General features: G+C 67.5%; 23 protein-coding genes, 7 tRNA genes, 1 pseudogene and 1 riboswitch. Of the genes and pseudogenes, 18 read left to right on the forward strand and 13 right to left on the reverse strand.

Features of this window, described 5'->3' with window-relative positions; translation table 11 throughout:
* Positions 1–6: 6 nt before the first annotated feature.
* The 4 genes from F1D05_RS05375 to F1D05_RS05390 form a co-directional block, all read right to left on the reverse strand.
* Positions 7–1,341, reverse strand: coding sequence for a ParA family protein (locus tag F1D05_RS05375; protein ID WP_246486447.1), 1,335 nt, complete (start codon positions 1,339–1,341; stop codon positions 7–9).
* A gap of 233 nt (positions 1,342–1,574) precedes the next feature.
* A complete protein-coding gene (locus F1D05_RS05380; RefSeq protein WP_185446282.1) occupies positions 1,575–2,237 on the reverse strand; it encodes a response regulator in 663 nt (220 codons plus the stop codon).
* Between the two features lie 58 nt (positions 2,238–2,295).
* The gene (locus F1D05_RS42480; RefSeq protein WP_428994998.1) at positions 2,296–3,990 is read right to left on the reverse strand and encodes a histidine kinase; all 1,695 of its coding nucleotides are present in this window, start codon (positions 3,988–3,990) and stop codon (positions 2,296–2,298) included.
* Between the two features lie 70 nt (positions 3,991–4,060).
* A complete protein-coding gene (locus F1D05_RS05390; protein WP_185446283.1) occupies positions 4,061–5,182 on the reverse strand; it encodes a GntR family transcriptional regulator in 1,122 nt (373 codons plus the stop codon).
* Positions 5,183–5,324: 142 nt separating this feature from the next.
* Between F1D05_RS05390 and F1D05_RS05395 the strand changes: the two genes are divergently transcribed.
* From F1D05_RS05395 to F1D05_RS05420, 6 genes are all read left to right on the forward strand, one after another.
* Entirely contained in the window at positions 5,325–6,362 is a 1,038-nt protein-coding gene (locus F1D05_RS05395) for a glycoside hydrolase family 76 protein (protein ID WP_185446284.1), read from the forward strand.
* Positions 6,363–6,439: 77 nt separating this feature from the next.
* Positions 6,440–7,150, forward strand: a complete 711-nt coding sequence (locus F1D05_RS05400; protein WP_185446285.1) for an SDR family NAD(P)-dependent oxidoreductase — start codon at positions 6,440–6,442, stop codon at positions 7,148–7,150.
* Positions 7,151–7,234: 84 nt separating this feature from the next.
* A complete protein-coding gene (locus F1D05_RS05405) occupies positions 7,235–8,749 on the forward strand; it encodes an ArnT family glycosyltransferase (protein ID WP_185446286.1) in 1,515 nt (504 codons plus the stop codon).
* Positions 8,750–8,780: 31 nt separating this feature from the next.
* Positions 8,781–9,305, forward strand: a complete 525-nt coding sequence (locus F1D05_RS05410) for a pyridoxamine 5'-phosphate oxidase family protein (protein ID WP_185446287.1) — start codon at positions 8,781–8,783, stop codon at positions 9,303–9,305.
* Positions 9,302–10,162 (forward strand): DUF3626 domain-containing protein, encoded by an 861-nt coding sequence (locus tag F1D05_RS05415; RefSeq protein ID WP_246486448.1) that lies wholly within the window; start codon positions 9,302–9,304, stop codon positions 10,160–10,162. Before F1D05_RS05410 ends, F1D05_RS05415 begins: the two co-directional genes overlap by 4 nt.
* 189 nt (positions 10,163–10,351) lie before the next feature.
* Positions 10,352–10,915 carry a hypothetical protein gene (locus tag F1D05_RS05420; RefSeq protein ID WP_185446288.1) on the forward strand — a complete coding sequence of 188 codons (564 nt, stop codon included), beginning with the start codon at positions 10,352–10,354 and terminating at the stop codon, positions 10,913–10,915.
* A gap of 113 nt (positions 10,916–11,028) precedes the next feature.
* Here the strand turns inward: F1D05_RS05420 and F1D05_RS05425 are convergent.
* Positions 11,029–11,100: transfer RNA gene (locus F1D05_RS05425), tRNA-Val, on the reverse strand.
* 127 nt (positions 11,101–11,227) lie between these two features.
* On the opposite strand from F1D05_RS05425, the gene F1D05_RS05430 reads away from it, so the two are divergent.
* The gene (locus tag F1D05_RS05430) at positions 11,228–11,794 is read left to right on the forward strand and encodes a CGNR zinc finger domain-containing protein (RefSeq protein WP_206686084.1); all 567 of its coding nucleotides are present in this window, start codon (positions 11,228–11,230) and stop codon (positions 11,792–11,794) included.
* Between the two features lie 243 nt (positions 11,795–12,037).
* Here the strand turns inward: F1D05_RS05430 and F1D05_RS05435 are convergent.
* A pseudogene (locus tag F1D05_RS05435) lies at positions 12,038–12,709 on the reverse strand (aminotransferase class IV); the annotation flags it as partial.
* Positions 12,710–12,878: 169 nt separating this feature from the next.
* On the opposite strand from F1D05_RS05435, the gene F1D05_RS05440 reads away from it, so the two are divergent.
* The 3 genes from F1D05_RS05440 (at position 12,879) to F1D05_RS05450 (ending at position 13,148) form a co-directional block, all read left to right on the forward strand.
* Positions 12,879–12,951, forward strand: a tRNA-Gly gene (locus F1D05_RS05440).
* 34 nt (positions 12,952–12,985) lie between these two features.
* Positions 12,986–13,056, forward strand: a tRNA-Cys gene (locus F1D05_RS05445).
* Positions 13,057–13,076: 20 nt separating this feature from the next.
* Positions 13,077–13,148: transfer RNA gene (locus F1D05_RS05450), tRNA-Val, on the forward strand.
* 259 nt (positions 13,149–13,407) lie between these two features.
* On the opposite strand, the gene F1D05_RS05455 is transcribed toward F1D05_RS05450, so the two are convergent.
* The gene (locus tag F1D05_RS05455) at positions 13,408–13,782 is read right to left on the reverse strand and encodes a pyridoxamine 5'-phosphate oxidase family protein (RefSeq protein ID WP_246486449.1); all 375 of its coding nucleotides are present in this window, start codon (positions 13,780–13,782) and stop codon (positions 13,408–13,410) included.
* Between the two features lie 177 nt (positions 13,783–13,959).
* Here F1D05_RS05455 and F1D05_RS05460 point away from each other — a divergent pair, with 177 nt between their 5' ends.
* From F1D05_RS05460 to F1D05_RS05475, 4 genes are all read left to right on the forward strand, one after another.
* Positions 13,960–14,172: a sigma factor-like helix-turn-helix DNA-binding protein gene (locus F1D05_RS05460; RefSeq protein WP_428994999.1), complete on the forward strand. Its 213-nt coding sequence runs from the start codon at positions 13,960–13,962 to the stop codon at positions 14,170–14,172.
* 161 nt (positions 14,173–14,333) lie between these two features.
* Positions 14,334–14,406 (forward strand) — tRNA-Gly (locus F1D05_RS05465).
* Between the two features lie 41 nt (positions 14,407–14,447).
* A tRNA-Cys gene (locus F1D05_RS05470) sits at positions 14,448–14,518 on the forward strand.
* A 27-nt stretch (positions 14,519–14,545) separates the two neighbouring features.
* A tRNA-Val gene (locus F1D05_RS05475) sits at positions 14,546–14,617 on the forward strand.
* Between the two features lie 343 nt (positions 14,618–14,960).
* On the opposite strand, the gene F1D05_RS05480 is transcribed toward F1D05_RS05475, so the two are convergent.
* The 3 genes from F1D05_RS05480 to F1D05_RS05490 all read right to left on the reverse strand — a co-directional run bounded on the left by F1D05_RS05480 (position 14,961) and on the right by F1D05_RS05490 (position 18,304).
* Complete coding sequence (locus F1D05_RS05480) at positions 14,961–15,704, reverse strand: SDR family NAD(P)-dependent oxidoreductase (protein WP_185446289.1); 744 nt, start codon at positions 15,702–15,704, stop codon at positions 14,961–14,963.
* Positions 15,705–15,713: 9 nt separating this feature from the next.
* Positions 15,714–16,799: a ribosome small subunit-dependent GTPase A gene (gene rsgA / locus F1D05_RS05485; protein ID WP_185446290.1), complete on the reverse strand. Its 1,086-nt coding sequence runs from the start codon at positions 16,797–16,799 to the stop codon at positions 15,714–15,716.
* A gap of 152 nt (positions 16,800–16,951) precedes the next feature.
* On the reverse strand, positions 16,952–18,304 hold the full coding sequence (locus F1D05_RS05490; RefSeq protein ID WP_185446291.1) for a YihY/virulence factor BrkB family protein: 1,353 nt from the start codon (positions 18,302–18,304) through the stop codon (positions 16,952–16,954).
* An 18-nt stretch (positions 18,305–18,322) separates the two neighbouring features.
* On the opposite strand from F1D05_RS05490, the gene F1D05_RS05495 reads away from it, so the two are divergent.
* Positions 18,323–19,948 carry an acyl-CoA dehydrogenase family protein gene (locus tag F1D05_RS05495; protein WP_185446292.1) on the forward strand — a complete coding sequence of 542 codons (1,626 nt, stop codon included), beginning with the start codon at positions 18,323–18,325 and terminating at the stop codon, positions 19,946–19,948.
* A gap of 71 nt (positions 19,949–20,019) precedes the next feature.
* A riboswitch (ZMP/ZTP riboswitch) is annotated at positions 20,020–20,102 on the forward strand.
* On the forward strand, positions 20,090–21,580 hold the full coding sequence (locus F1D05_RS05500; RefSeq protein WP_281388964.1) for a glycine hydroxymethyltransferase: 1,491 nt from the start codon (positions 20,090–20,092) through the stop codon (positions 21,578–21,580). Its footprint overlaps the riboswitch before it by 13 nt.
* Before the next feature lie 91 nt (positions 21,581–21,671).
* Here the strand turns inward: F1D05_RS05500 and F1D05_RS05505 are convergent, their stop codons facing one another.
* From F1D05_RS05505 to F1D05_RS05515, 3 genes are all read right to left on the reverse strand, one after another.
* On the reverse strand, positions 21,672–22,844 hold the full coding sequence (locus tag F1D05_RS05505; RefSeq protein WP_185446294.1) for an ATP-grasp domain-containing protein: 1,173 nt from the start codon (positions 22,842–22,844) through the stop codon (positions 21,672–21,674).
* The gene (locus F1D05_RS05510; protein ID WP_185446295.1) at positions 22,841–23,968 is read right to left on the reverse strand and encodes an aminotransferase class I/II-fold pyridoxal phosphate-dependent enzyme; all 1,128 of its coding nucleotides are present in this window, start codon (positions 23,966–23,968) and stop codon (positions 22,841–22,843) included. Before F1D05_RS05510 ends, F1D05_RS05505 begins: the two co-directional genes overlap by 4 nt.
* Positions 23,969–24,129: 161 nt before the next feature.
* The gene (locus tag F1D05_RS05515; protein ID WP_185446296.1) at positions 24,130–24,339 is read right to left on the reverse strand and encodes a hypothetical protein; all 210 of its coding nucleotides are present in this window, start codon (positions 24,337–24,339) and stop codon (positions 24,130–24,132) included.
* Between the two features lie 124 nt (positions 24,340–24,463).
* Here F1D05_RS05515 and F1D05_RS05520 point away from each other — a divergent pair, with 124 nt between their 5' ends.
* Both F1D05_RS05520 and F1D05_RS05525 read left to right on the forward strand, forming a co-directional pair.
* A complete protein-coding gene (locus F1D05_RS05520) occupies positions 24,464–24,976 on the forward strand; it encodes a GbsR/MarR family transcriptional regulator (protein WP_185446297.1) in 513 nt (170 codons plus the stop codon).
* Positions 24,977–24,978: 2 nt separating this feature from the next.
* Positions 24,979–25,596, forward strand: a complete 618-nt coding sequence (locus tag F1D05_RS05525) for a putative glycolipid-binding domain-containing protein (protein WP_246486829.1) — start codon at positions 24,979–24,981, stop codon at positions 25,594–25,596.
* Positions 25,597–25,659: the final 63 nt, after the last annotated feature.

Below are 25,659 nucleotides of genomic sequence, written 5' to 3' on the forward strand. Positions count from 1 at the left end.
GCCGGATCAGCCGCTGCGCGTCCGGGGCCCCTGGTGGTCGAGCTCCTCCAGCATCTGCACGGCGGCAGCGCAGGACAGGCTCTTCCACTTGATCGGGATGACGAGGACGTCCGACGCCTTCATCGCCTCGCGCCAGTTGCTGGAGCCCTCGTTGTTGCCGGTGTCGATCACCAGCACCTTGTAGAAGCGGCTCAGCAGCCGGTGGATCTGGTCGAAGTCCTTGGCCTCGATCTGCGCGTACGTCGTGGTCGCGGACGTCAGTACGTCGTACTGGCCGGACACCTGGTGCCGCAGGTACGCGCCGACGTCGCCGAGCCGGGCATCCGGCTGAGTGAGCATCGTCATCGCCTGCAGCAGGTCGGTGACAGTGGACCTGGCGTTGGTGTCGTGCGTGCGCAGGTGCATGTTGCCGCGAAGCTCGTTGTTGTCCCAGGCCACGACACCGCCACCGCGAGCCTGACCGAGTGCACCGGCGAGCAGCAGGGTGGTCGGCGTCTTGCCGGAACCACCCTTGGGGTTGGCGACCGTGATGGTCACCGGGCGGCGGAAAGCGGTCGCCGCGGTCGCACGCGCGATCCGCTCGCTGCGCTCGGACGTGCCGGGGCGCAGTCGCAAGACGCTCCGGACACCCTTCTCCGCCGGAGCTTCACGAGGCAACGGCAGCGCCTGCAGCAGCTCGTCGGCGCGGTACGAGACCTGCCGCTCGGGCTGCGGTGGGTGCTGGCCGGGGATGCCCTGCGGGAAGAAGTGCTGCGCGGCCGGAGAGAGTCCGGATCCACCCTGCTGTGGCGGAGCTTCGCTCTCTGCGGGGGCCTGCTTCCACGGATCGCCTGCCGCGGCCGGCGTGCTCCACGGGTCGGCCGGAGCCGGGTTGACAGGCTTCGCGGCCCTCCACGGGTCAGTCGGGGCGTCCTGCGATTGCTCGGCCTGCTTGGCGCTCCACGACTCGGCTTGGCTCGGCTCGGCCTGCTTCGAGCTCCACGGCTCGGCCCGGGCCGGCTCCGCCTGCTTCGAGCTCCACGGCTCGGCTTGACTGGGCTCAGCCTGCTTGGCACTCCACGCCTCGGCCTGGGCAGGCTCCGGCTGCTTGGCCTTCCACGGCTCGGCCTGCGGGTTTTGAGCTGCTGCGGGCTGGGACCAGGAGTCGGCCGGGAAATCCTGCGAGAGCGCGTCCGGCTGCTCGTCCGCGGCGACGTCCTCGTCGACCGATTCGGGCTCGGGCGCCGGCAGGGCGTTCGGGTCCGGCTGGGACCAGGACGGAGTCGGCTGCCACATCCTCCGGACCTCGGCGGCTGCTGCTTCCCGGTCCTTGTGCTGTCCGGAGTTGTGCGAGTCGGTCACGACCTCGATCCCCCGATTCTGTGAGAGGGGGCGGGGCTGCCGCTCCCGGGTTTGCGGATACGTCCCAGGCTGGGTCCGCCCGGAGGGTCCCACTATCCCATGACGTGGTGTCCACACGATGTCACCCGCCGGAGCGTCGCCCGCCCGACTCCCATCCTTTGCCCACCGTTCCCGCCCCCACACCTCCAACTCCCCAGCCAAGGGACAGTCCTGTTTCGGCAGCGGTTGACGGATCAGGCGACCAGGCCGGCCTCGTAGGCGACGATCGCGGCCTGGACGCGGTTCTTCACACCCAGCCGGCTGAGTACCGCGCTGACGTAGGCCTTGACCGTGCCTTCGACCAGGTAGAGCCGCCCGGCGATCTCCGCGTTCGACAGGCCGGCGCCGACCAGGGTGAGCACCTCGCGTTCGCGGGGAGTCAACGCGTCGACCTGGTCCTTGGCAGCGGCAGCGCGAACCATCCGGCCGCCGCCCGCCCCGGACGCGAGCTCGGCGATGACTCGCTGGGCGATCTTGGGTGAAAGGTACGCAGCGCCCCCGGCAACCGCCTTCAACCCCGCGATCAACTCCCGCGGATCACCTGACTTGAGCAGGAACCCGTTCGCACCGTCTCCCAGCGCCTTCGCGATGTACGCGTCTTCGGAGAACGTCGTCAACATCACCACCGCCGTATCGGGCGACGTCCGCTTGATCTCGGCCCCGGCCGCGAGCCCGTCCATCCTCGGCATCCGGATGTCCAGTACGGCGACGTCCGGCCGGTACCGGCGTACAGCCTCGACTGCTTCGATCCCGTCAGCCGCCTCGGCGACCACCTCGATCGAATCGTCCGACCCGAGAATCGCCCGCACCCCGGCCCGGACCAGCGCCTCGTCATCAGCCAGCAACACCCTGATCATCGAGTGCCTCCCACCGTCGGCGTGCCCTCGGGTGTGGGCGGTCTAGAGCCTGTCTGTACTACGTCCTTCGCGACCAGCCGGCCGTCGTGGAAGCAGAGCCGGTAGGCATAGTGACGCCGAACGGTACGTCCGGCCGGTAGTACCGGCACTTCCACCCGGCCTGCTCGGGCAGCCGCCCGGTCGGCGGGTCGGCCATCTGCATCGCGGGCAGCACCTTCTCCACCTCGCCGACGGTCTGCCCGAGCTCGATCGTCTCGTACTGCGCAGGCTTGAGGATCGAGCTGTAGCCCGCCACCAAGTAGTAGCCGAGGGCAATCACTCCGACCACCGCGCCCACTGCCAGCGGCGCGGCGACCGCCGTGATCAACCCCCGCCGAGCCCGACGCCGTCCGGAATCCCGCTCATCGGCCGCGCCGATGGACGACCCCGAGAACCCACCCCGATCGTCTCCCGCCCGTTCCGGCGTCCCACCACCAGCCGGAATCCGCGCCACCACCTCGAACCCACCGTCGGTCCGAGGTCCTGCGCTCAACGACCCACCAACTAGCCGAACCCGCTCCCGCAAACCTTCCAACCCCCGACCGGAAGAAACCACCTCCCCCTTTTCTCTCGCGGCCCCACCGTCAACAACCCGCACCACCACTTCCCCAACACCGATCGGCGCCCCGCCAACCCCCACCCCAGCCCGCACGCCACCCGCCTCGCTGACCCTGATCGGCGCCTCACCACCCTCCAGCCCACCCCACGCCCCACCGGCCCCGGCACCACAAACCTCTGCTTTGGCTGCGGGTTCGTGGGTGATGGTGACGGTCACCGCGGCGCCGGGGGCGTGTTTGCTGGCGTTGGTGAGGGACTCCTGCACGACTCGGTGGACAGCACGATCCACCATCGGGCTCAGCTCGCCGCCGCCACGCAGTACCAGCCGTACGGCGAGCCCCGAGGCAGCGGCTCGGTCGACCAGGTCCGCCACCGATTCGCTGGCCGGGATGACGGGTGCATCGGCGTCGGCGTCTCGTAGTACGCCGATGATCTCGCCCAGCCGCTCGGTCGCCGTCGCCGCGGCCTCGCGGAGTTCGCCCGCGGCCCGGCGATGACGTTCGGGCAGGTCGGCATCGATCTCGAGCGCGGCCGCCCGCAGCGCGATCAAACTCAGTTCGTGGCCGACCGAATCATGCATGTCCTCGGCGATCCGGGAGCGCTCTCTGAGTCTCTCCCGGTCGATCTCGAGCTGATGCTCACGCTCGATCCGCTCGGCCCGATCCCAACCGGCCGACGCGAGCTGCGCCTGCTGTGCGCGGTACCGGCCGATCAACCACGGCAGTACGACCAGCAGCAAAGCGAGAAGCAGCATCAGCAACCAGCTGAGTACGGTGCTCGTCACCGCGACATCGCGCCGGAAGCTCAAGCCGAGAACGAGCAGGCCGACCAAACCCCAGCTCACTGTGATCAGGAAGAACCTCAGCTGGCTCTCCCGCCGACCGGCGAGGTAGCTCATCAGCACGATCGCCGGAACGAGAGCGATCGGTACTCCGCTCGTGGATCCGAGCGAGAACGCCAAGATCACGATCTCCGTGCCGCCGACCACCGCGAGCGCCACCAGCGGATAGGCCCGGCGGAGCAGAATCGCCGCGGCCAGGATCGCGAGGCAGCCGGCGCGAAGCCAGTGCGAATCGCCCCGGGCGCCGGACTCGCCGAACACCAGCAACCCGAGCACGGCCCACAGCCCCAGGTCTCCCGCGCGCTTCCAAGTCACGCCACCAAACGCTACACAGCCGACGCCTATCCGCAGTACTGGCGAAAGTAGGGCCCTTCAGTTGCTGCAGTTAGTTGTAGTGGGCATCGATGAGTTCGAACGGCACGATCGACAGCTTCGGCACCGACTCTCCACGGAGTTGCGCGAACAACAGGTCGACCGCTTGCCGGCCCATTTCGCGCTGGTTCTGCCGGACATGCAGGTACGGCGGCCCGGCGATCGGATCGCCCGGCGAATCGAAGCAGCTGATCACCTGATCGCGCGGCTGCCCGAGAGCGCGATCCAGGATCCGGGCCAGGTTGTACTCACACGCGACGTACGCGGTCACCTCCGGCACCTTCGCCCGAAACTCCCGGATCAATGCGAGATCGGAGCTGACGCTCTCCGGCGTGAACGATCCCGGCAACGTACTGCGAAGGTCCGTCAGCTGATAGGCCTGATAGCTACCCGGCTCGCGGTCGGCGAAGGCCGACCGGAATCCCTCCAGCCGGTCCTCGATGCTGGACGTGTTCAGCGGCGGCGGCGAAACGAAGGCGATGTGACGATGCCCCAGCTCGAGCAGCCGCTCGGTGAGCGCACGCGACGCCGCCACGTTGTCCGTGTGCACGGCCGACACCGGGATGCCGGACAGGTGCCGGTCGACCAGCACCACCGGATACCCGTCGAGCACCTGCCGGAGCAGGCTCGCGTTGTAGAAGTCACCGTGCACCGGGAAGACGATCAGCCCGTCGACGTCGTCCAGCGCGACCAGAGCCTCGATGGCCTGCTCCTCATCGGTCTGCCGGCCACCGGTCCGCCGGAGGATCAGGTTCGCCCCTTGCTCGGCGCAGCGCTCCTCGATCGCGCAGAGGAGCTCCAATCCGTAGGACTCCGACACATCCGGTACTACGAGCGCGATCGACCCCGGTACGCCGTACGGGCGGGCAGGTCGCAACGGCAACCGGCCCTTGAGCGGCACCGAGATCCGGTCGAGGTCGGGCAGCCGCCGGACGACGAACGAGCCCTTGCCGCGGATGCGCTCGATCAGGCCGGCCTCCCGGAGTACCTCGAGAGCACGTTTCGAGGTGATCCGGCTGACCTCGAACTGGGCCGCGAGCTCCATCTCCGACGCCACCCGGTCGCCGGGACCGAGCACGCCGCGCCGGATCTCGTCCAGCACATGCGAGCTGATCTGCTCGTACAACAGGGCCATGGTCGCCTTCCGGGACGGGTTGATATACCAAATCAGCCGCTCAGCCGGGGCGCAAGAGTTGGCTCCGACATATTGACCTATGTCAACCGGCGTCCCTACCATCCGAGCACCTGCCATGGCCCCTCCCCCGAAGGCGGTCCCCATGAGCTCACCCGCCCCCGCCCTGCCCGCGACCACCACGCTTGCGGACCGCGCCGACAGCGCTCTGGCTTCGTTTCTGGACTCTTACTGGGATCCGGACCGCCAGTACTTCACCACCTACAGCGACCGGAGGCGGCATCCCGAGCACGCCTTCGGCCCGGCCGACGGCCTCTACTCGGACTTCTGGTGGGAGGCGCAGCTCTGGGACCTGGTCATGGACGCCTATGAGCGCACTGGCGACCAGGCGCACGAAGAGCTGGTCCATGCCGTGTACGACGGCTTCGCCGCGGCGTACCCGACCTTTGTCAACGACTACAACGACGACGTCGGCTGGTGGGCGCAAGGCAGTGCACGTGCGTACGAGCTGACCGGGGTGCCGCGGTATCTCGACCGAGCCCGGGAGTTGCTCGACTCCATCTGGGAGCAGCGGGACGCTACCGGCGGGATCTGGTGGAGGCGGTCCGTCCGGGATCAGCGGAACGTGGCTACCAACGGCCCGGCCGCGATCACGGCTGTGAAGGTCTATGCGGCTACCGGCGATACGCAGTACCTGGATAGAGCGCAGACGCTCTACAGCTGGATCAAGAGCAACCTGCAGTCGCGCGGGCAGGTGTACGACCGACTGGAGCATGGTGTGCTGGTGAAGAACAACCACACGTACAACGCTGGGAACTACATCGGCGCAGCTACAGCTCTCTACGGCGCTACGTGTGACGGTAGCTATCTGTCGGACGCGCTGTCCGCTGCTGACTGGGTGGCGAGTCAGCCGTACGCCGATGGTGTCCTGCCGTACGAGGGTGTCGGTGATGGTGCTGGGTTCAAGCCGATCCTCGTACGGCAGTTGCATCGGCTGGCGGTGGAGCTCGGGCAACCGCAGTACCTGCCGTTCCTCAGGCACAACGCCGAACGGGCCTGGCGCAACCGGCGTACGAGCGACGGTCTGATCGGGCCGGACTGGAACTCACCGGCGCCGAACGGTCCGTTGCAGAGCTTGACCGCGGGCGCGGGAGCCGCGCTGCTGCAGATCGTTGCCCTCTGATCGGCTCTTGGGCTCCTCTGTTGGCTGACGGAAAATGTCGGAGGGGTCCGGCAGGGTGGGGTTCGAGGTGATCGACGATGGAGATCAAGGGCAAACTTGCCGTGGTCACAGGGGCCGCTGTCGGGATCGGGCGCGGGATCGCCCAACGCCTGGCGGCTGAGGGTGCCTCGGTGGTGCTGGCGGATATCGACGTGGCCGGCGCGGAGGAGACGCGCGAGTTGATCGGCGACGCGGCACGCTTCGTGCGTACCGACATGCGCGACGACGACGCGGTGGCCGAGCTGATGTCCTACGAGCCGCAGATCCTGGTCAACAACGCGGGTGGTGGGCCAGAGCTCCGGCCGTGTTTCCCCGATGCCGACGTCGGCCGCTGGACCGCATCGCTGGACCTGAACCTCCGCGCACCGATGCTCACCACCCAACTCGCACTGGAGCCGATGCGGCGTGCTGGTGGCGGCGTGGTGATCAACCTCGGATCCACGGCAGGGTTGGGATTCGGGCCGCACGTCTCACCGGAGTACAGCGCTGCCAAGGCGGCGCTCATCAGGCTGACCGCGACACTCGGCGTACTGCGGGAAAGCCATCAGGTGCGGGTGAACTGCGTGGTGCCCGACTGGGTCGCCACCGAGCGTGGCCTCGCCGAGCAGGCCGAGCTGTCCGACCCGGGTCCTCCGCTGATACCCCTCGAGACGCTGACCGATGCCGTCGTGAATTTCATCGAGGACGACAGCCTGGCCGGTCGCGTCATCCTCCTCGACCGCGAGCAATCGCCCCGGCTGCTCGGCTGACCTGATGAGCAGCCGACTCCGGTTCGCGACCTTGGTGGGCACCGAGTGGTGGTGCTGCCCCTCACCGGCTGACAGCATTCCGCCATGACCGCCAGCCGTAGACCGGATTCCGTCTCGGATCGGGTCCAGCCGTTCGCGCTCGCCCCGGTGAGTGCGATCGCCGCCGTGGTCGCCGTAGTACTGACTGCTCTGTCCGGCCGGTACGGGTTCCATCGCGACGAGCTCTACTTCCTGGCCGCCGGCAAACACCTCGCGTGGGGCTTCACCGACCAGCCGCCGTTGACGCCGTTGCTGGTCCACCTCTCGACGGCCGTCTTCGGCAGCACCCCGATGGGCCTGCGGGTGCTGTCCACCCTCACCGCCGCCGCGACCGTCGTCGTGGTCGCACTCATCGCGAGGGAGCTCGGCGGCGACCGTCGCGCGCAGACCTTCGCCGCCGGCTGTGCCGCGATCGCCGGGTTCCCGCTCGGCATCGGCCATCTCGCGTCGACCGCGACGTACGACCTGCTGGCCTGGATGGCGATCGGCCTGTTCGCCCTCAAGCTGCTTCGCACCGGCGACGGTCGTTGGTGGGTCGCGATCGGCCTGACGACCGGGATCGCGCTGGAGAACAAGTACCTGGTGATCCTCCCCCTCGCCGCGCTCCTGATCGCCGTACTGGTCGTCGGACCCCGCTCCGTACTCCGTAGCTGGTGGCTCGCCGCCGGCATCATCACCGCGGCTTTGGTCGCGGCACCGAACCTCTACTGGCAGGCGACGCACGACTGGCCGCAGCTCACCGTGGCCGGCGGGATCAGCGACGACGACGGCGTCGAGAACCGGATCATGTTCATCCCGCTGCAGATCTTGCAGCTGTCGCCGTTCCTCGTGCCAATCTGGGTAGCGGGCTTCCTCCGCATTTGGCGCTCCCCCAACCTGCGCTGGTCCCGCCCGGTCGCGCTCGCCTACCCGATCCTCTGCGTCGTCGTGCTCGCAGTAGGCGGCAAGTCGTACTACGCATTGCCGCTGCTGCTGATCCTGGTCGCGAGCGGCGCCACACCGACCCTCGCCTGGCTGACCCGAGGGCGCACCGCAGTACGGCGAAATCTCCTGGCAGTGGGTGCTCTCTTGACCGCTGTCACGTCCGTCGTCTTCAGCCTGCCCGTGCTTCCGGAGTCGGCCGTCAACTTCGTCCTGCCCGTCAACCCCGAACAGGGCGAACAGATCGGCTGGCCCGCCCTCACCACCGCGGTCGCCGAAGCCTGGCAACAAATCCCCGAGGCCGACCGAGCCCGCGCCACGATCTTCGCCCTCAACTACGGCGAAGCAGGCGCCATCGCCCACTACGGGCCGGCCCACAACCTCCCGACCGCTTACTCAGGCCACATGTCCTTCCACGACTGGGGCCCACCCGCCGACACCCAGTCCGGCCCGGTCCTCCTCGTAGAACAAGAACCCACCCCGTACTACGAATCCCGCTTCGGCACCTGCCACCAAGTCGGCACCGTCAACACCGGCCACGACGTAGACAACGAAGAACAAGGCACCCACCTGACCCTCTGCGCCGGCCCCACCCACCCCTGGTCCACCCTCTGGCCCGCCCTCCGCCGCTACTACTAACCCGCGGCCCACGGTGATGGGAGGATCGCCTATGGCACTGACGAACCCATGGCTGTCCGGTCCCGCGCCCACCAAGAAACTCGATCACGATCTACTGTCCGAGCGGATCCTCAACCTACTGTCGAGCCAGAACATGTGCGTCCTGGCGACAACCGGACCCGATGGCCCGCTGGCGACCCCCGTGCGCTTCTACCACCTGGACTTCGCCATCATCTTCACCGCATCCGCCCGCTCACCGAAGATGCGGAACCTCGCCGACGACCCACGGATCTCGATCGGCGTCTTCGCCCCCTTGGTAGGCCAGGCCAGCAGCCGTGGTGCCCAGATCTTCGGCAACGCGGTCTTGCTTGATCCAGGCAACGAAGAATTCGACCGCTACTGGGAGGCCTACCGCTGGCAATCCGACCACGTAGAACGCGGCAACTCGATCAACCAGCCCCCACTAGGCCCTCTCACCGTCGTCGACCCGACCCGAATCGTCTACACCGAACACTGGCTCCGCCGCGACGGCTACGCCCCTCGCCAGTTCTGGCGCCCGCAGCAGGCCGCAGAGTGACCGCCGGTACGCCGCAGGAGCGGGCCCTGCAACACGTCGCGTCACTGTCGACCGGGCCTGCCATCGACCCGGCACTGCGGATAACGCTGAACTTCCACCCGGACCGAATGACGCGCGGTCGGCCGATCCTGCTCGCCCTGGCGGGGGACGGCAGCTACCGATCGCAGTTCGTCACCGGTACGAGCAACGGCGGCCTGACTGCGTACGCCGGCGGCGACCGATGGCGCTGGGAGAGCCGAATCTTCGCCGGCGCGTACGACGAGTCGCCTGCCTCCGAGCGACCCACGTACGGCGCTCTGAACTTCCGCCGCAACCCGCTCGGAGCCGCACCTCGCTTCGGCTCCGCACATTTCCGGCTGACCTCCGAAACGCTGGCGCGAGCCACCTTCTGCTACCCGGACAGCGTCTTCGAACCCGCAGCCTTCGGCGTCGCCGCCGGCATGTCCCTCATCGACCTGGCCGATGCCGATCACCAGGACGCACTCGACGACTACATCGAGGCCCAGGTCCACGGACAGTTGCTACTGGAGCGCGACACCGAGGCGCTGGTCCTCGATCCGTCCTATCGGGGAACGTCGGTGGAGGAGGCAGCACGCCGCCTTCCATGCCCTCTCGAATGGCATCCGGGGCTCGTCCTCACCCTCGAAGAGTTGCGTCGCCATCCGACGTACCGGGGACCGGAATACGTCGCCCTGGCTGCCGAGATCGCCGTCGACGACCTTGTCACTCCGCGAGTCATCGGAGACGCCGCCCGCACCGACCGCTACGACCCCCAGTCCCTCAAGAAGGTCTGGCACTACCTGGCCTGCTTCGGCCAACCGTCGCTCACCGTTGAATGGCCGTGGTTAGACTTTTAAGTAGATGAATATGCTCTGGGTGGGTGGACCGGCGGCGGCGGGTAAGACCACGGTGAGCCGTCTGCTCGCGCGAAAGCACGGCCTTCTCTGGTACAGCGTTGATGCTTATGCGTTCGCTCATGAGAAGCGCGCTGCTGCGGCTGGGCTCCATGTCTTGGAACCGGTCCAGGAGACTTTGATCGCCGGCCGATGATTATGGAAGATGCCCGGTCGCTGGCCGCGGGTACGTCGGTCGTTGTCGAAGGTGCGCAGGTTACTCCCGGGATGGCTGGAGTTGCCGAGAACGCGGTGTGGCTAATGCCTTCCAGGGAAGAACAGCTCGCAAGGCTGGAACACAGGCATCCAGATGGTGTGCACAAGGACTATGTCTGGGGATGGGAGCTGGTGCGAAGCCAGCTCGAGGGAACCCCCGCGAACGTCGTCGTGGTCGACGGTCAAACCGTCGAGCAAACAATCATGGCGGTCGAGCAGAAGTTCGGCGCAACCCTGGGATCTTGTCCAGCGGCGCGTACCACCCATGAGCGGCGGTCATTGATTCGTATCAGCAATCGCCAGCTCGCCGAACAGGTGACCGAAAGACTGCACATGGGACGCAATCAGGACCATGGAGGCAAGGCGGTTGGCGTCTTCGATTGCGAGTGCGCACAGGCGAGTTGCACCGAGGTAGTCGAGCTTGCCGTCGAGCAGCTGCCGGCCGCGCTCGCTCAGGAGCCCCCATCAATTGTCGCGCCTGAACACTCCAACCCAACCTGAGGCGACTACCCGCTGGTACAGGTCCCAGCTGGTCGCTCTGCCCGACGGGGAAATGAAGAAGAGCGGGACCTGGCGTTTGCCTGGTTCCCGCTCTGACCTGCTGTTTCGTGCTGTGGGCGATACTGGGTTCGAACCAGTGACCTCTTCGGTGTGAACGAAGCGCGCTACCACTGCGCCAATCGCCCGTTCTGGGTGGTGCTGGTGTTGCGTTGTGAAGCGGTGCGGGTGAAACCATAGCGCATTGGTCCGCGACGTACGAAACTGGCCGGGCTACTCTTGCTTGCAAGACGGAGACCCCGTCGCGTTGGAGATATGACTGTGACTTTCTCGCACGACACCGAGCACGCGCTCGGCACCCTGGTCCGGCTCGTCAATACGCTGCCCGGGCCGAGCAGCCAGGTCGACTCGATGGAGACCGTCGAGGACCTGGAGAAGTTCGTCCACGAGCGGGAGTTCAGCGCGGTCGGAAACCTGACCGAGACGGACCTGCAAGAGGTCCGCGAACTCCGTCCCTTGTTCGCCCCGGTCTTCACGACCGGTTCGGACGCCGAGGCCGCCGCGATGATCAACGCGATCGTCGCGAGTGGTACGACGACGCCCCGGTTGACCAATCACGACGGTCACCCGTGGCACATCCACTACTCGCGGGACGGTTCGTCGCTGACGTGCCGGATCACCGTCGAGTGCGGGATCGCGCTGGCACAGGTGATCTCGGCCGGCGAACGCGAGCGATTGCGTCGCTGCGAGGCACCGGACTGCGACGACGCGCTCATCGACCTGTCCCGGAACCGCTCCAAGCGGTACTGCGACGCCCGCACCTGCGGAAACCGGTTGCACGTCGCCGCCTACCGCGAACGCCGCAAGTCCGCCGGCGACTGACCCCAACGACCCCACAGCGTCCGAAGTACGTCGAGTACTTCGGACGCTGTCGTTCGCCCTTGTACTACGAGCCGCACAGCACCGCCGTACTACGGGTCGATGTCTTCCGCGGAGCGTTCCGCGAAGGACTTGGCTACGGCCCGCCGTCACTTCACCAGGAGTGGACAGGTCGCGGTCGTCGCAACGGTGCACTGCCTGGACGTCGCGAGTCGTCGACGTGAGGAAGATCTCGTCCGCGTCCGCCAGCCGGGCCAGCGGCACATCCCGCTCCACCGCGCCGAACCACGCGATCACCAACGCCCGGGTGACGCCGGCCAGCGCTCCCGATTCGAGGGTCGGCGTGACCAGCTCCCCGCCGTACACGCAGAAGATGTTCGACCCGGTCCCCTCGCACAAATCGCCCACGGTGTTCGCGAAGATCGCCTCGCTGCCGCCGCGTTCCTTGGCGTAGGCGAGCGCGCGGACGTTCTCGGCGTACGACGTGGTCTTCAGACCCGCGACGGCACTGCGCTCGTTCCGGACCCAGGGCACCGTGACGATCGCCGTACTGGACGCCGGACGCTCGATCGCCTGCGACGCGACAACCAGCGTCTGGCCGGCGGTACCGCGATCGGACGACAACGGCGAGACGCCACCCGTGTACGTGATCCGCAACCGGCCGAACGCGATCTCAGGATCCGCCTTCACGACCTCCGCGATCGCGCGCTCGACCTCGTCGCGGTCCGGCGCCGGCAGTCCGAGCCCGGTCGCCGACCGGACCAGCCGGTCGAGATGCTTCGACACCGCGAACGGCTGACCGTCGACGATCTTCACCGTCTCGAAAACCCCGTCGCCGGTGGTCAGTCCATGGTCCAACGGCGACAGGCCGGCGGTTGCCGGATCGTCCTGCAGAGCGCCGTTCAGCCAGATCTTCATCCATGCTCCTTCCAACTCCGGACACCTTAATCCGCAGGCCTTCCGTGACCGGCCGGTGACTGGCGGTGGACCGCGGGGCCGATGCGGAAGGGCACCCCCGTTTTTGAACTCCGGCTGAGATGGGCTAATGTTCTTCTCGCGCCGAGGGGCACAAAAACCCGGTCGCAACGCGGACGTAGCTCAGTTGGTAGAGCGCAACCTTGCCAAGGTTGAGGTCGCCGGTTCGAACCCGGTCGTCCGCTCGGAGAGGGTTTCGGCAAGCCAGGCTTTCTCACTGGTGGAGTGGCCGAGAGGCGAGGCAACGGACTGCAAATCCGTGTACACGGGTTCGAATCCCGTCTCCACCTCGAACACCCTTGCAAAGCTTGGACGATTGGCGCAGCGGTAGCGCGCTTCCCTGACACGGAAGAGGTCACTGGTTCGATCCCAGTATCGTCCACGAAAGCGATAGGCGACTCGTGTCTGCGGAAAGCGCAGATCGGGTCGCTTTCGTCGTTTTGTGCGCCTGCGCCTGCGCTTCGCTTGGCGCGGGCGGGGGCTTCGCCACCCGCACCCCCTCCGGCGCCACCCGAGGTCCGCGTTCGGCATTCCGGCGCTCGCCGAGGTCCGCGTTCGGCATTCCGGCGCTCGCCGAGGTCCGCGTTCGGCTTGCCGGCTGTGGTTGAGGTTGCTTCTCGGTTTCCCCCTCGGGCGTGGTGCTAGACGAGCCAGGTGTTGTTTTTCATCAGGGTTCTGCCTGGTAGTTCGTTGGCTTCTTGCCAGGACTGCAAGGTGGTGGGAGTCAGGCGGAAGTAGAGGTAGAGGGCTGTTGCGCGGCGAGGGTCGAAACCCGTCTTGAGGGCGAAGGTGTCGGCTGCTCCTGGGGGGAGGTCGTCGACGTGCAGGGTTTCGGCGGTGGCGCTGAAGATGACCACGTCGCGGGTGTGGTCGAGGGCGACGTGGGCGAGGCCGTTCGACTGGAGATTGAGGCTGGTGGGGTTGGAGGCCGCTGTCGAGAAGAGCAGCGTCTCGCCGTCCCAGAGGAACGAGAGCGGCATCAGGTACGGCGTACCGTCGGCTGAACTGGTCGACACCCAGGCGTCGACGTCCTCATCCAAACGCTTCAGGACGTCCTGCTTGCGTACTTCGGGGCTCCGGGGCCGGATCGGTCACTCGCCATCTCCTCTTCCGTTGTCACATCGCGGCGGCTCACTACGTCACTCCCATGACGGAGCACGGCTCGAAATTGTGACAGACGGAAGCGTGAACCCATGAACGAGAACATCCAAGCCGAGGCTGTCGGTCTCGCGCTTCTCACCGTCCTCGAGACCCTCACGCCGGCCGAGCGGCTCGCGTTCGTGCTGCACGACATGTTCGCGGTTCCGTACGACGACCTCGCGCCGATCGTCGGAGGAACCCCGGCGGCCGCCCGCCAACTAGCCGGCCGTGCGCGCCGCCTGGTCCACGGCGCTGCTCGGGGTTGAGCATGCTCGAATCCTGGTGGGACTGGTGTTACGGAAGGGGCATCTCTCCCGCCTGCGCAGCGTCTCTGGCGACACCCCGGATACTCAGTTTCGAAGTCCGCGAAAAGTGCGCTACTGTTCTGCTCTCGCACCGAGCAGGACAGCGTCCGGCTCCGCGAGATGCGAACGTAGCTCAGTTGGTAGAGCGCAACCTTGCCAAGGTTGAGGTCGCCGGTTCGAACCCGGTCGTTCGCTCGGAACTGGCCGGCAGGCCGACACCGGTAGGCAGACTCTATGGTGGAGTGGCCGAGAGGCGAGGCAACGGCCTGCAAAGCCGTGTACACGGGTTCGAATCCCGTCTCCACCTCGAACACCTTGTACACAACAGAATCCCGGACGATTGGCGCAGCGGTAGCGCGCTTCCCTGACACGGAAGAGGTCACTGGTTCGATCCCAGTATCGTCCACGAAAGCGATGGCGAGTTGTGTCCGCGGAAAGTGCGGAGCGACTCGCTTTCGTCATTTTGTGCGCCTGCGCTTCGCTTGGCGCGGGCGGGGGCTTCGCCACCCGCACCCCCCTCCGCCGCGTGGCCGAGCTCGCCGTTCGACTCACCGGCCGGGGCTGAGGTCGCCGGTCGGCTCACCGGTCCTGGCTGAGGTCGCCGGTCGGCTCGCCAGCGGTGGCTGAGGTCGCCGCCTGACTGACCGGCCGGGGCTGAGGTCGCCGGTCGGCTCGCCGGCGGTGGTTGAGGTCGCCGTTCGGGCCTTTGCCGGCCGGTGGTTCTGTACCGCGATCTGCGCTGGCTGGGGTTACATGCGGAGGTGGGAGGCGCCGTTGAAGTCTAGGACTGTGCCGGTGGCGAATTCGGCGGCGGGGGAAGCCAGGTAGAGGATGGCTGCGGCTACTTCGTCGGGGGTGGCTACTCGTTCTAGGGGGCTTTCGAGGCGGCGGCGGTTGTAGCCGTCGCCGGACAGGGCTTCGGCGGCCATGTCTGTGGTGGTCCAGCCGGGGGCGATCGTGGTTACGGCGATGCCTTCGGGGCCTAGGGAGCGGGCGAGGGATTGGCTGAAGGAGACCAGGGCCGCCTTGCTTGCGCCGTAGGCGGGTTGGTTCGGTTCGCCGCGGAAGGCGCCTCTCGATGAGACGTTGATGATTCGGCCGCCGCGGCCCATGTGGCGTACTGCGCACCAGGTGACGTTCGCGGCGCCGATCAGGTTCACGCCGAGCGTGCCCGCCCACGCCTGCTGCCATTCGTCGTAGGACGTCTGCCGGATCGGGTGGGCCGCGTACACGCCGGCGTTGTTCACCAGTACGTCGATGCTGCCGAGCGCCTCGGCGGCGACGTCGACCATCTCCAGTATCTGCGCCGGGTCTGCCAGATCGGCGTGCGCCAGGACGTGCCCGTCTCCCGGCAGTTTCGACAGCACTGCCTCGGCGGACTCGCGTGACGAGCCGTAGTGCACCGCCACTCGGTCCCCCGCTGCGGCGAACGCCTGCGCCACCGCTGCGCCTATCCCCCGCGATGCCCCGGTCACCAACACTGAACGGTCCATACACCGACCCTACTGGCGGGGCTTGATGTCCCGGCGGTAGTCCTTGGTTTGGCGGGCCCAAGCCTTCTTGGCCTCGGCACGCAATCGCAGGTTCGAGCGACGAGCCATGAAGGCTGCCTCGCGCTGCAGCTTCGTCCAGCTCTCGTACCGGCGTACCGGCAGGCTGCCGTCCTCGAGAGCTGCCTGTACTGCGCAGCCGGGCTCTGTGACGTGCACACAGTCCGAGAAGCGACACTGCGCAGCCAGAGCCGTGACATCCGGGAATGCCGCCGCTAGCCCTTCACCGGACTCCTGCAGCCCAACACCACGCAGTCCGGGCGTATCGATGACGACACCGCCTCCCGGCAACTGGATCAGCTCACGCCGTACCGACGTGTGCCGTCCCTTCCCGTCCTCACGGATCGCCTGCACGTCCAGTAGCTCCACACCGGCGAGGGCATTCACCAGCGACGACTTACCCGCGCCACTGACGCCCAGCAACGCCAACGTGGCATTGCCGTCGAGCAGCGCGCGCACTGCTTCCAGTCCTTCGCCAGTAGTCGCACTGCACACCAGTACGTCGGCACCGGGCGCAGCAGTAGCCACGTCTTCGGCCACTGAGTCCGCGTCGACGACCAGGTCTGCCTTGGTCAGTACTACGACCGGCCGCGCGCCGCTCTCCCACGCCAGCGCGAGGAACCGTTCTATCCGACCGATGTTCGGCTCCGGGTGGAGCCCGACGACGATGGCGATCACGTCGACGTTGGCGGCGAGCACCTGGCCCTTCGAAGTACCGCCGACCTCGGCGCGCACTATCGCAGTACTGCGTGGGGCCACGGCTTCGACGGTGATGCGGTCGTCCGGCCAGCGCCGGAGCGCGACCCAGTCTCCCGTACACGGCGTCGCCTGCGAGTCGGCAGCGATCGCGGCGAGGACACCGCCGGACCAGGTCGCGCGGACCGGACCGTCCTCGGTGAGGACGCTGGACAGACCCTTGTCGACCCGCACCACGCGTCCTGGAACGAGCTCGGCAGAGCCCGGTACTGCGGTGAGGTAGTCGGCCGTCGGTGTATCGAGACCGAGAGCCTGGAGTGCGGTGGAGAATTCAGCTGACATCGTGCGACGAACCTTTCGAGCGGTCCGGCCCCGAGTTCAGCTCAGCGGACGGACGATGCGGGAGTGGACGGCCCGATGGGCCTGATCGAAGCTCATAACTGGGTCGCCTCCCTTCTCTGTCTGCCGCCGAGTGACGGACTGTCGCGATGCCCTCAGACTAGGTCGTCGCCGTCAGCCTGCGCACCGGATTTTCCGACCCGCTCAGGCTCCCGCTCCCCACCGTCCATGTCCGGCACGCCGGCCGCCGGTACTACGGGCTCCCCCTTGGCAGAGCTCGCCTTACCCACACCCGGCCTCACAGACTCCCGTACTGCGGGCGCCGGCTCGGCCGGACTCACCTTGCTCGGTGCCGTCTTGCCCAATGCCGTCTTGCCCGGGACCGTCTTGCCCGGGACCGTCTTGGCGACGGCTGGCAGCTTGGTTGCGGCGATCGGCACCGACGCCGGGACGGCGTGCTCAGCAGGTTCCGCTTCGGACAGCGCCTCGACCGCTAGGGCAGCCTTGATCTCGGGGCGTTGCTCGCCCGGCTCGACGACATCGACATGGTGCGGGTCAGGCTCGGCCTTCATCACCGGCGCCTGGACGTCTTCGTCCGACTCCTGCGCCACCTTGCGGGACTTGTGCGGCCACAGCCGATCCACCACCGCATTGAGCGCAGCCCCGATCAACACCGCGATCGCTGTCATGTAAAGCCACATCAGCACCGCGATCGGCGCCGCCAGCGGCCCGTAGATCGACGTACCACCGACAGTGCTCTGCAGGATCCAGCGCAGCACGAAGCTGCCGCCGATCCAGATCGACAGCGTCAGGAACGACCCCGGCAGATCCGACACCCATGGTGTCCGCACCGGCACCGACAGATGGAACAGCGTGTTCAAGAAGCCCGCGGACAGGATCGTCACGACCGGCCAGTACAACTGATTCAGGAAGTCGACCTTCTGCGGCAGCAACGCATCCACCGCATCCGGACCGGCCAGTACCAGCGGCAGAACGATCACGCCGATGACCAGCGCAGCGCAGTACAGGCTGAACGACAGCGCCCTGGTGCGGACGATCCCGCGCTTGCCGCCCATCCCGTACATGATGGTGATCGTGTCGACGAACACGTTCAACGCTCGGCTGCCCGACCACAGGGCCAGCAGGAAGCCGATCGAGATCACGTCGGGCCGGCCGCCGTCGAGCACCTTGTCGATCGTCGGGACGATGACGTTGCTGACGGAGTCGGCGGTCAGCGCACGCCCGGCCAGGTCGGCGATCTGCAGCTTGATGCTGTCGATCGTCTCGACGTCGAAGAACCTGCCGGCGATGAAGCCGATACTTCCGGCCAGCCCGAAGATCAGCGGCGGCAGCGAGAGGATCGCGAAGAAGGCGGCCTCCGCCGCAAGTCCCGTGACGCGGTAGCGCAAGCAGGTGCCGACGGTCTGGGTGATCAGCTTCCAGGTCGTCGCGGGAATTCGTCGGGCCCATGCGAATGAGACGGAGGTCTCGGACCCAGAGCGTGCCATACCGCATACCGTACTGACATGGCGGACCCAAACGCTGTAACGAATCAGGCGCCCCCACTGCAAGGGGTGAACTTCTTCACGTCCGACACGGGACTCGGTGACGCTCTGCGTCCGTACGCCGACCTTTCGGCCGATCCAGGCCTGACCGGGATCGGAGAACTCGCCGGAACGCAGGAAGCGCTCTCCCATGCTCTCCCGGCGAATCAGAACTCACCCGTTCTGCGCACCCACGACCGGTACGGCAACCGCATCGACGAGGTCGAGTTCCACCCGTCCTGGCATTGGCTGATGGAGAAGGCCGTCGGCTTCGGCCTCCAGGCCGCACCCTGGACGAGCGAACGCCCGTCGCCACACCTCACCCGGGCGGCCGGCTTCTACGTCTGGTCGCAGGTCGAGCCCGGCCACGGCTGCCCGATCTCGATGACCTACGCCGCCGTACCGGCGCTCCGCGCTTCGGAAGAGCTCGCCGCCGAATGGATCCCGAAGCTCGCCAGCACCTCGTACGACGTACGCCGGCTGAGGCCGGCGGAAAAGTCCGGCGTGCTCGCGGGGATGGGGATGACCGAGAAGCAGGGCGGTTCGGACGTGCGCGCGAACCTGACCACGGCCACGCCCTCGGGACAGGGCAACGAATACGTGCTCAACGGGCACAAGTGGTTCTGCTCGGCACCGCAGGTGGATGTGTTCCTCGTGCTCGCCCAGGCGCCCGACGGGCTGACCTGCTTCGTCGTACCGCGCGTCCTTGCCGACGGCAACCGGAACACGTTTGCCCTGCAGCGGCTGAAGGACAAACTCGGCAACCGGTCGAATGCGTCCAGCGAGGTGGAGTTCCGCAACACGATCGGCTACCGCCTCGGCGACGAAGGCGCCGGCGTACGGACGATCATCGAGATGGTCGCGGCCACCCGGCTCGACTGCGTGCTCGGTTCGGCCTCGCTGATGCGGAGGGCGCTGGTCGAGGCGACCTGGCATACGTCGTACCGGAGTGCCTTCGGCGGGCTGCTCCGGGACAAGCCGGCGATGCAGAACGTGCTCGCGGACCTTGCACTCGAGAGCGAGGCAGCAACCGCTCTCTCGATGCGTCTGGCGGCAGCCGTCGACGCCTCGATCGCCGGGGACGAGCAGGCCACGGCGTTCCGGCGGATCGCCTTGCCACTGGCCAAGTTCTGGGTCTGCAAACGAACCTCGTTCACGGTCGCGGAGGCGCTCGAATGCCTCGGCGGCAACGGGTACGTCGAGGAGTCCGGGCTGCCGTTGCTGTTCCGCGAATCACCGCTGAACTCGATCTGGGAAGGCTCCGGCACGGTCAACGCCCTCGACGTACTGCGCGCGCTCCGGCGCCCCGAATCCCTCGAGGCCTGGCTCACCGAGGTAGGCGCCGCCCGAGGAGCCGACCATCGCCTGGACGCCGCCGTGACCGACGTCCTGGAGCGGCTCTCCGATCTCGAGAACGCGGAAGCCGGCGCTCGCCGCCTCGCCGCGCGGATGGCCGTCTGCCTGCAGGCATCCCTGCTGGTCCGTCACTCCACCCCCGGGGTAGCGGACGCCTTCGTGGCCTCCCGCCTGGCCGGCGATTGGGGTGGCGTCTTCGGCACGCTCCCCCGCACCACCCCCTTCGCCCCCATCCTCGACCGCATCCTCTAACCGCTTGCGTCCGAATACGCGAGGGTCCTGCCCCACGGTTGTTCGGACGCAAGCGACCACACCAGCTAGGGTTACCGGGTCGCGACTGGCGCTGAGGTGGGACTGACCACCGGGGAGCGAAATGACGCCGGCACCGTGCGCCTGGGTGCCGCGACCGAGTGCAACCTCAGGAGAGAGACGAAGATGACTCAACCCTTCGACGCCGCTGCCGCGTCGGCCGCGTACACCAACGCACTTGCCGTGATCGGCGCGGTGGAACCCACCATCGCCGGCGCGATCCGGGCCGAACTGGCCGACCAGCGGTCCTCGCTGAAGCTGATCGCGAGTGAGAACTACGCCTCCCCGGCGACGCTGCTGACGATGGGCAACTGGCTGTCCGACAAGTACGCCGAGGGCACCGTCGGGCACCGCTTCTACGCCGGCTGCCAGAACGTCGACACCGTCGAGCAGACCGCCGCGGATCACGCGAAAGCGCTCTTCGACGCGCCGCACGCCTACGTCCAGCCGCACTCCGGCATCGACGCGAACCTGGTCGCCTTCTGGGCGATCCTGGCCAACCGGATCGAGTCCCCGGCGCTGGCCGAGGCGAGCGCCAAGCACGTCAACGACCTGTCCGACGAGGACTGGGCCAAGCTCCGCAAGGCGCTCGGCGACCAGAAGATGCTCGGCATGTCGCTCGACGCGGGCGGCCACCTGACCCACGGCTTCCGGCCGAACATCTCCGGCAAGATGTTCCACCAGAGCTCGTACGGAACGGACCCGGAGACCGGGCTGCTCGACTACGACAAGGTCGCCGCGCAGGCCCGCGAGTTCAAGCCGCTGATCCTGATCGCCGGCTACTCGGCGTACCCGCGCAAGGTCGACTTCGCCAAGATGCGCGAGATCGCCGACGAGGTCGGCGCGACCCTGATGGTCGACATGGCGCACTTCGCCGGACTCGTCGCGGGCAAGGTCTTCACCGGCGACTTCGACCCGGTGCCGCACGCGCACGTCACGACGACCACCACGCACAAGTCGCTGCGCGGCCCGCGGGGCGGCATGGTGCTCTGCCAGCCCGAGTACGCCGACGCGGTCGACCGCGGTTGCCCGATGGTGCTCGGCGGCCCGCTCAGCCAGACGATGGCCGCGAAGGCCGTCGCTCTTGCCGAGGCGCGGCAGCCGGAGTTCAAGACGTACGCGCAGGCCGTCGCGGACAACGCGGTCGGGCTTGCCGAGGGTCTGATGAAGCGTGGCGTCAAGCTCGTCACGGACGGCACGGAGAACCACCTGGTCCTGCTCGACGTCTCGTCGTACGGGATCACCGGTCGCCAGGCCGAGTCGGCCCTGCTCGACGCGGGCATCGTGACCAACCGGAACGCGGTTCCCCGCGATCCGAACGGCGCCTGGTACACCTCCGGCGTCCGGATCGGTACGCCGGCGCTCACCACCCGCGGCTTCGGCCTCGACGAGTTCGACAAGGTCGCGGAGCTGATGGTCGACGTGCTGTCCAGCGTCACCCCGACCACGACCTCGGCCGGCGCACCCTCGAAGGCGAAGTACGTGCTGGCCGACGGCGTCGCCGACAAGGTCCGCGCCGCCTCGGCAGAACTGCTCGACAAGCACCCGCTCTACCCTGGCCTCGTCCTCAACTGACCCAAGCCCCCGAAGCGCCCGCAACGCCCGCACCGGAACTCTCGGTGCGGGCGCTGCTCTGCTCAGGCGTCCTCGGGTGTCCGTCGAAACCTCAGACCGTGCCTGCCGGTGAATACCCTGGGAATGCCTTGCAGACCTGCTCTGCGATGCCGACCGCGTCGGTCGGATCGGCGCCGTACGTCAACACGTAGCCAAGCCGACGGTGGTACGTAGTCGGCTCCCAGCGCCAGCGGATCAGTCCCTCTACCGCCTCGATCGGCTCGGCCGGCCGCGCGGGCAGCCCGTTGGCGAACATCGCTTCGCTGCCGTGCACGAAGCGGATGGCTGCCGCCGCAGTTGCATCGCCGCCAACCGCAGCGGGCTTCGGGTCGAGTGCGTCAAGCAGCACCTGCCGAAGTACGTCGATGCCGGTGCTGAGCTGCAGCAGCTCCCAGATGCGGTCGCCGCCCAGCCGACGGTTGACCTCCACGATCTTCGGTCCGTCATCTGTCCGGATGAGTTCCACATGCGCTGGACCGTCCGTGTGTCCCAGCGCCGACAAGGCACGAACCGCCTCGTCCTTGAGCTCGTCCACGTCGGTTCGCGCCGGCATGACATGACCGATCTCGACGAAATGCGGTGGTCCCGAGGTGAACTTCTCGGTCACCATCAGCGCTTCGTGCAGACCGGACACCGATCTGGTCTCAACGCTGAACTCCGGGCCGGACAGACGCTCTTCAGCCAGCACAGCACCCAATCCAGCGCCGCGGACCCACCGCCACCCCTGCTCCATCTGATCGGTCCGGTCCACAGCGAAGACCCCCAGGCTGCCGTTGCCGAGGTCAGGTTTGAGCACGGCCGGGCCTGCCTCGACGAACGCGCGTACCTCGTCCGGCCGGGAGCACAGCAGGTGCCGAACCGGCCGGCAGCCGCCGGCAGCAAACAGGGTCCGCTGGACGCTCTTTCCCGGCCGTTGGTCCACCGGGCCCGGCACTGACCGGATCCCGAGTTGCGCCGAGATCGCGGCGACCGCCGGCAGCGCGAATTCGCCGTACCCGGCCACCACGTCGAGCGGATCGCGCCGATTCAACCCGGCGGCGATGTCGAGGATCTCCGCGGGCTGATCCCAGCGCGCAGTCACGAGGTCAGCGGCCCATCGCCCGTACGCCGTGAGGTCGGAGCCACCGGGCATCCCCTCGAGCTGGAGCAGGGTGACGCGGCCGGGCAGACCGACCAGCCGGGCCGCCAGCTCCGGCCAGGCTCCGACGAGCAGCAGATGCGTCATGACACCGCGGCTTTGTCGAGTGCATCCCGGACGTCGTCGACGAGGTCGGCCGTATCTTCACAGCCGCAAGAGATCCGCACCAAGCCCGCGGGGACCGCGAGATGCGGCCACGCCCCGATGTCGTTGGCGGTCGACTGCAGTCCGCCGTAGCTGGTGGCCGGAACGATCAGCCGACTCGCGCGGAGGAACCGATGCAGGTACGGGCGGCCGGGTAGCCGAAAGGCCAGCAGACCACCCCCGAGCATCATCTGCCGGGCCGCCAACGGATACTGCGGATCAGCGGGCGACCCTGGCCAACGCAAACCGGTCACCTCGGGCCGCGTCGCGAGGAGCTTCACCAGAGCTCCCGCATTCGCGTTCTGCCGTTGCACTCGCAACTCCAGTGTCCCGATCGACCGCAACGCCAGCCAGCAGGTGAAAGCCGACGGGATCCCGCCGTGCAGATAACGCCAGTCCTGCAGCGCCGTCAGCAACTCGGCATCACGGCTGCTGACGTGACCCAGCACGAGGTCGTGGTGGCCGCCGACGACCTTGGCATCGCTGCACATCGCCAAATCCGCGCCGAGGTCCAACGGACACTGACCCAGCGGCGAGGCGACCGAATTATCGACGGCGACCAAGGCTCCGGCAGCGTGCGCGATCCGCGCGATCTCGCGCAGGTCGTAGAGATCGAGGAGCGGATTGCTCGGTGACTCGACCACCACCAGGCGGGCTCCGACGACCGCCGCGGGCAACTCGGCCATGGCTTTGAGCACCTGGACCTCGATGCCCCGCCCGGCCAGCTGATCGGCGATCTGCCTGGTTTCGTAGTAGGTCCCGCCCTCGAACAGCACCAGGCGATCGGACGGCCGCAGCAACGCGAGCAGTACGGCCGAGACCGCCGCCATCCCGCTGTTGAAGACGACCGAGCGGCCACGGTCGAGCGCCCCGAGCACCTCCTCGAGGTGGTCGGCCGAGCGGTGCCCCCACCGGCCGTAACGCACCGGGGCGACGTCATCCAGATCCTGGTGGTACGCCGTGGCGAACTCAGGTGAGACGACCAGTGGACCGGCAGGCTCTGCCGGTGGGGCCCCGGCCCGCGCTGCGATCGTTCCCGGCCCGAGCCCGTCTTTCATCCGATTCATCCGCGGCTCCTGTCCGCGACCGGCCGGTCACCGGGCGCGCAAGTACGTTAACCGGTTAATGGATCGAAGCACAGAGTTCATGACCCCCTTTCCATCAGGCTCGAATTGATCCCACGGCACCTGGCCAAGCTCTGGCATACGGAGGCGCTCACGGCGGCCTGTCAGGTGTTCGAGGAGATCCCGATCGGAGCAACCTCGGAAGGCTTCGCCGCTCGCTTCGGCATCAGCGCTGCGGCCGGCACTGCGCCCGCGACGCCGATGCCGGCCGAGACCCACATCGTCGTACCGAAGCTGGTCATGAACGCCTCGCGGACCGAGGTGAGTAGCTCGGCCGAGCCGGTCTTGGCCGCGACCGCCAGACCAGGGCCCACGCCCTTCTCGACCGCCCGTGAGGGTGGCCGGCCCGGCCTCGGCTGCGGATGAAGTGGTCATGAAATCCAAAATCTCAGAACTCTGTGATACTTGCGATAGATCAGATTCCGGTAGTCTGTCGACATGTCCCAGGAACCGTCCCCAGAAGCGGTCAGCCAGTTCGTCGAGCGCTTCGCGAGCGTGATGGCGAACAGCGGCGTCCCGTCGATGTCGGCCCGCGTGATGGGCCGGATGCTGGTCAGCCCGACCGGCACGATGACGGCCTCCGAGCTCGCCGAGACGCTCCAGATCAGCCAGCCCGCGGTCTCGGGCGCCGTCCGGCAGCTGATCCAGGTTGCCTTCATCTCCCGCGAGCGGCTACCCGGTTCCCGCAAGGACCACTACCGCATCCGCGACGACGTCTTCGCCTCGATCCTCGAACGACGCAACAACGCCCTCGGCGAATGGGAATCCAGCACCCGGGGCCGGCGCCGACCTCTTCGGCCCCGAGACGCCGGTCGGGCTCCGCCTCCTGGAAGCCTCCGACTTCTTCGCCTTCATCAGCGAAGACCTCAACCAGCTGATCAAGAACTGGCGATCCCAGCACCCCGCAACCTGAAGCAGCCGTCGGCGAACCGACGGGGTGGCATGGTGTGACGATGATGCTGCTGTGGAGCGGTACCGACTCGTGGCGCGCGGAAGCGGTCCAATTGGAGCTGGGCGAGGACCGGTTGAGCGCGACCGGCACCCAGCTCGGCATCGATCCGCTCCCCTACCGGGTGGACTACGAACTCGAGACCGGCGCGCGATGGGTGACCCGCCGCCTGCACCTCACAGCCGCCGGCGAAGGCTGGATTCGTCGGCTCGAGCTCGGCTCGGACGGATCCGGCAACTGGCAGGCCACCTCATCCAGCGAGGGGGAGGTAGCCCTGCCACCACCAGGCGGAGACCTGACCGCGGTTAGCGGTGCACTCGACTGCGACCTGGCCTACTCCCCTCTCACCAACCTCATGCCCGTCCGCCGTCACCACCTACACCGCCAGCCGGGAACAGTCGACTTCCTGATGGCCTGGGTGTCCCTCCCGGACCTGGCCGTGCATCTCTCACCACAGCGCTATCAGCATCTGAACTCCAACGAGTCCGGGTCGCGGGTTCGCTACACCAGCACCGACAGCGGATACCAAGCAGACCTGCAACTAGACCTCGCCGGCTTGGTCATCAACTACCCCGACCTCGCCACCCGAGTAAGCCCAGCAGCCGAACCGTTCAGCGGGTAAGGGGGTAGACGGCGATCCGCATCCGCGAGCGCTCACGTCGTACAGGTTCAGAGTGTCGCCACC

Origin of the sequence: Kribbella qitaiheensis (assembly GCF_014217565.1) — a bacterium.
GTDB classification, from domain to species: domain Bacteria; phylum Actinomycetota; class Actinomycetes; order Propionibacteriales; family Kribbellaceae; genus Kribbella; species Kribbella qitaiheensis_A.

What these genes read in the sequence shown, in the direction of transcription:
- F1D05_RS05430 (WP_206686084.1), top strand. Translation starts at nt 11,228, where the DNA reads ATGACTGTGACTTTCTCGCACGACACCGAGCACGCGCTCGGCACCCTG.
- F1D05_RS05495 (WP_185446292.1), top strand. Translation starts at nt 18,323, where the DNA reads ATGGCGGACCCAAACGCTGTAACGAATCAGGCGCCCCCACTGCAAGGG.
- F1D05_RS05390 (WP_185446283.1), bottom strand. Translation starts at nt 5,182, where the DNA reads ATGGCCCTGTTGTACGAGCAGATCAGCTCGCATGTGCTGGACGAGATC.
- F1D05_RS05525 (WP_246486829.1), top strand. Translation starts at nt 24,979, where the DNA reads ATGATGCTGCTGTGGAGCGGTACCGACTCGTGGCGCGCGGAAGCGGTC.
- F1D05_RS05460 (WP_428994999.1), top strand. Translation starts at nt 13,960, where the DNA reads ATGAACGAGAACATCCAAGCCGAGGCTGTCGGTCTCGCGCTTCTCACC.
- F1D05_RS05480 (WP_185446289.1), bottom strand. Translation starts at nt 15,704, where the DNA reads ATGGACCGTTCAGTGTTGGTGACCGGGGCATCGCGGGGGATAGGCGCA.
- F1D05_RS05510 (WP_185446295.1), bottom strand. Translation starts at nt 23,968, where the DNA reads ATGAATCGGATGAAAGACGGGCTCGGGCCGGGAACGATCGCAGCGCGG.
- rsgA (WP_185446290.1), bottom strand. Translation starts at nt 16,799, where the DNA reads ATGTCAGCTGAATTCTCCACCGCACTCCAGGCTCTCGGTCTCGATACA.
- F1D05_RS05490 (WP_185446291.1), bottom strand. Translation starts at nt 18,304, where the DNA reads ATGGCACGCTCTGGGTCCGAGACCTCCGTCTCATTCGCATGGGCCCGA.
- F1D05_RS05520 (WP_185446297.1), top strand. Translation starts at nt 24,464, where the DNA reads ATGTCCCAGGAACCGTCCCCAGAAGCGGTCAGCCAGTTCGTCGAGCGC.
- F1D05_RS05400 (WP_185446285.1), top strand. Translation starts at nt 6,440, where the DNA reads ATGGAGATCAAGGGCAAACTTGCCGTGGTCACAGGGGCCGCTGTCGGG.
- F1D05_RS05505 (WP_185446294.1), bottom strand. Translation starts at nt 22,844, where the DNA reads ATGACGCATCTGCTGCTCGTCGGAGCCTGGCCGGAGCTGGCGGCCCGG.
- F1D05_RS05410 (WP_185446287.1), top strand. Translation starts at nt 8,781, where the DNA reads ATGGCACTGACGAACCCATGGCTGTCCGGTCCCGCGCCCACCAAGAAA.
- F1D05_RS05405 (WP_185446286.1), top strand. Translation starts at nt 7,235, where the DNA reads ATGACCGCCAGCCGTAGACCGGATTCCGTCTCGGATCGGGTCCAGCCG.
- F1D05_RS05395 (WP_185446284.1), top strand. Translation starts at nt 5,325, where the DNA reads ATGAGCTCACCCGCCCCCGCCCTGCCCGCGACCACCACGCTTGCGGAC.
- F1D05_RS05380 (WP_185446282.1), bottom strand. Translation starts at nt 2,237, where the DNA reads ATGATCAGGGTGTTGCTGGCTGATGACGAGGCGCTGGTCCGGGCCGGG.
- F1D05_RS05420 (WP_185446288.1), top strand. Translation starts at nt 10,352, where the DNA reads ATGATTATGGAAGATGCCCGGTCGCTGGCCGCGGGTACGTCGGTCGTT.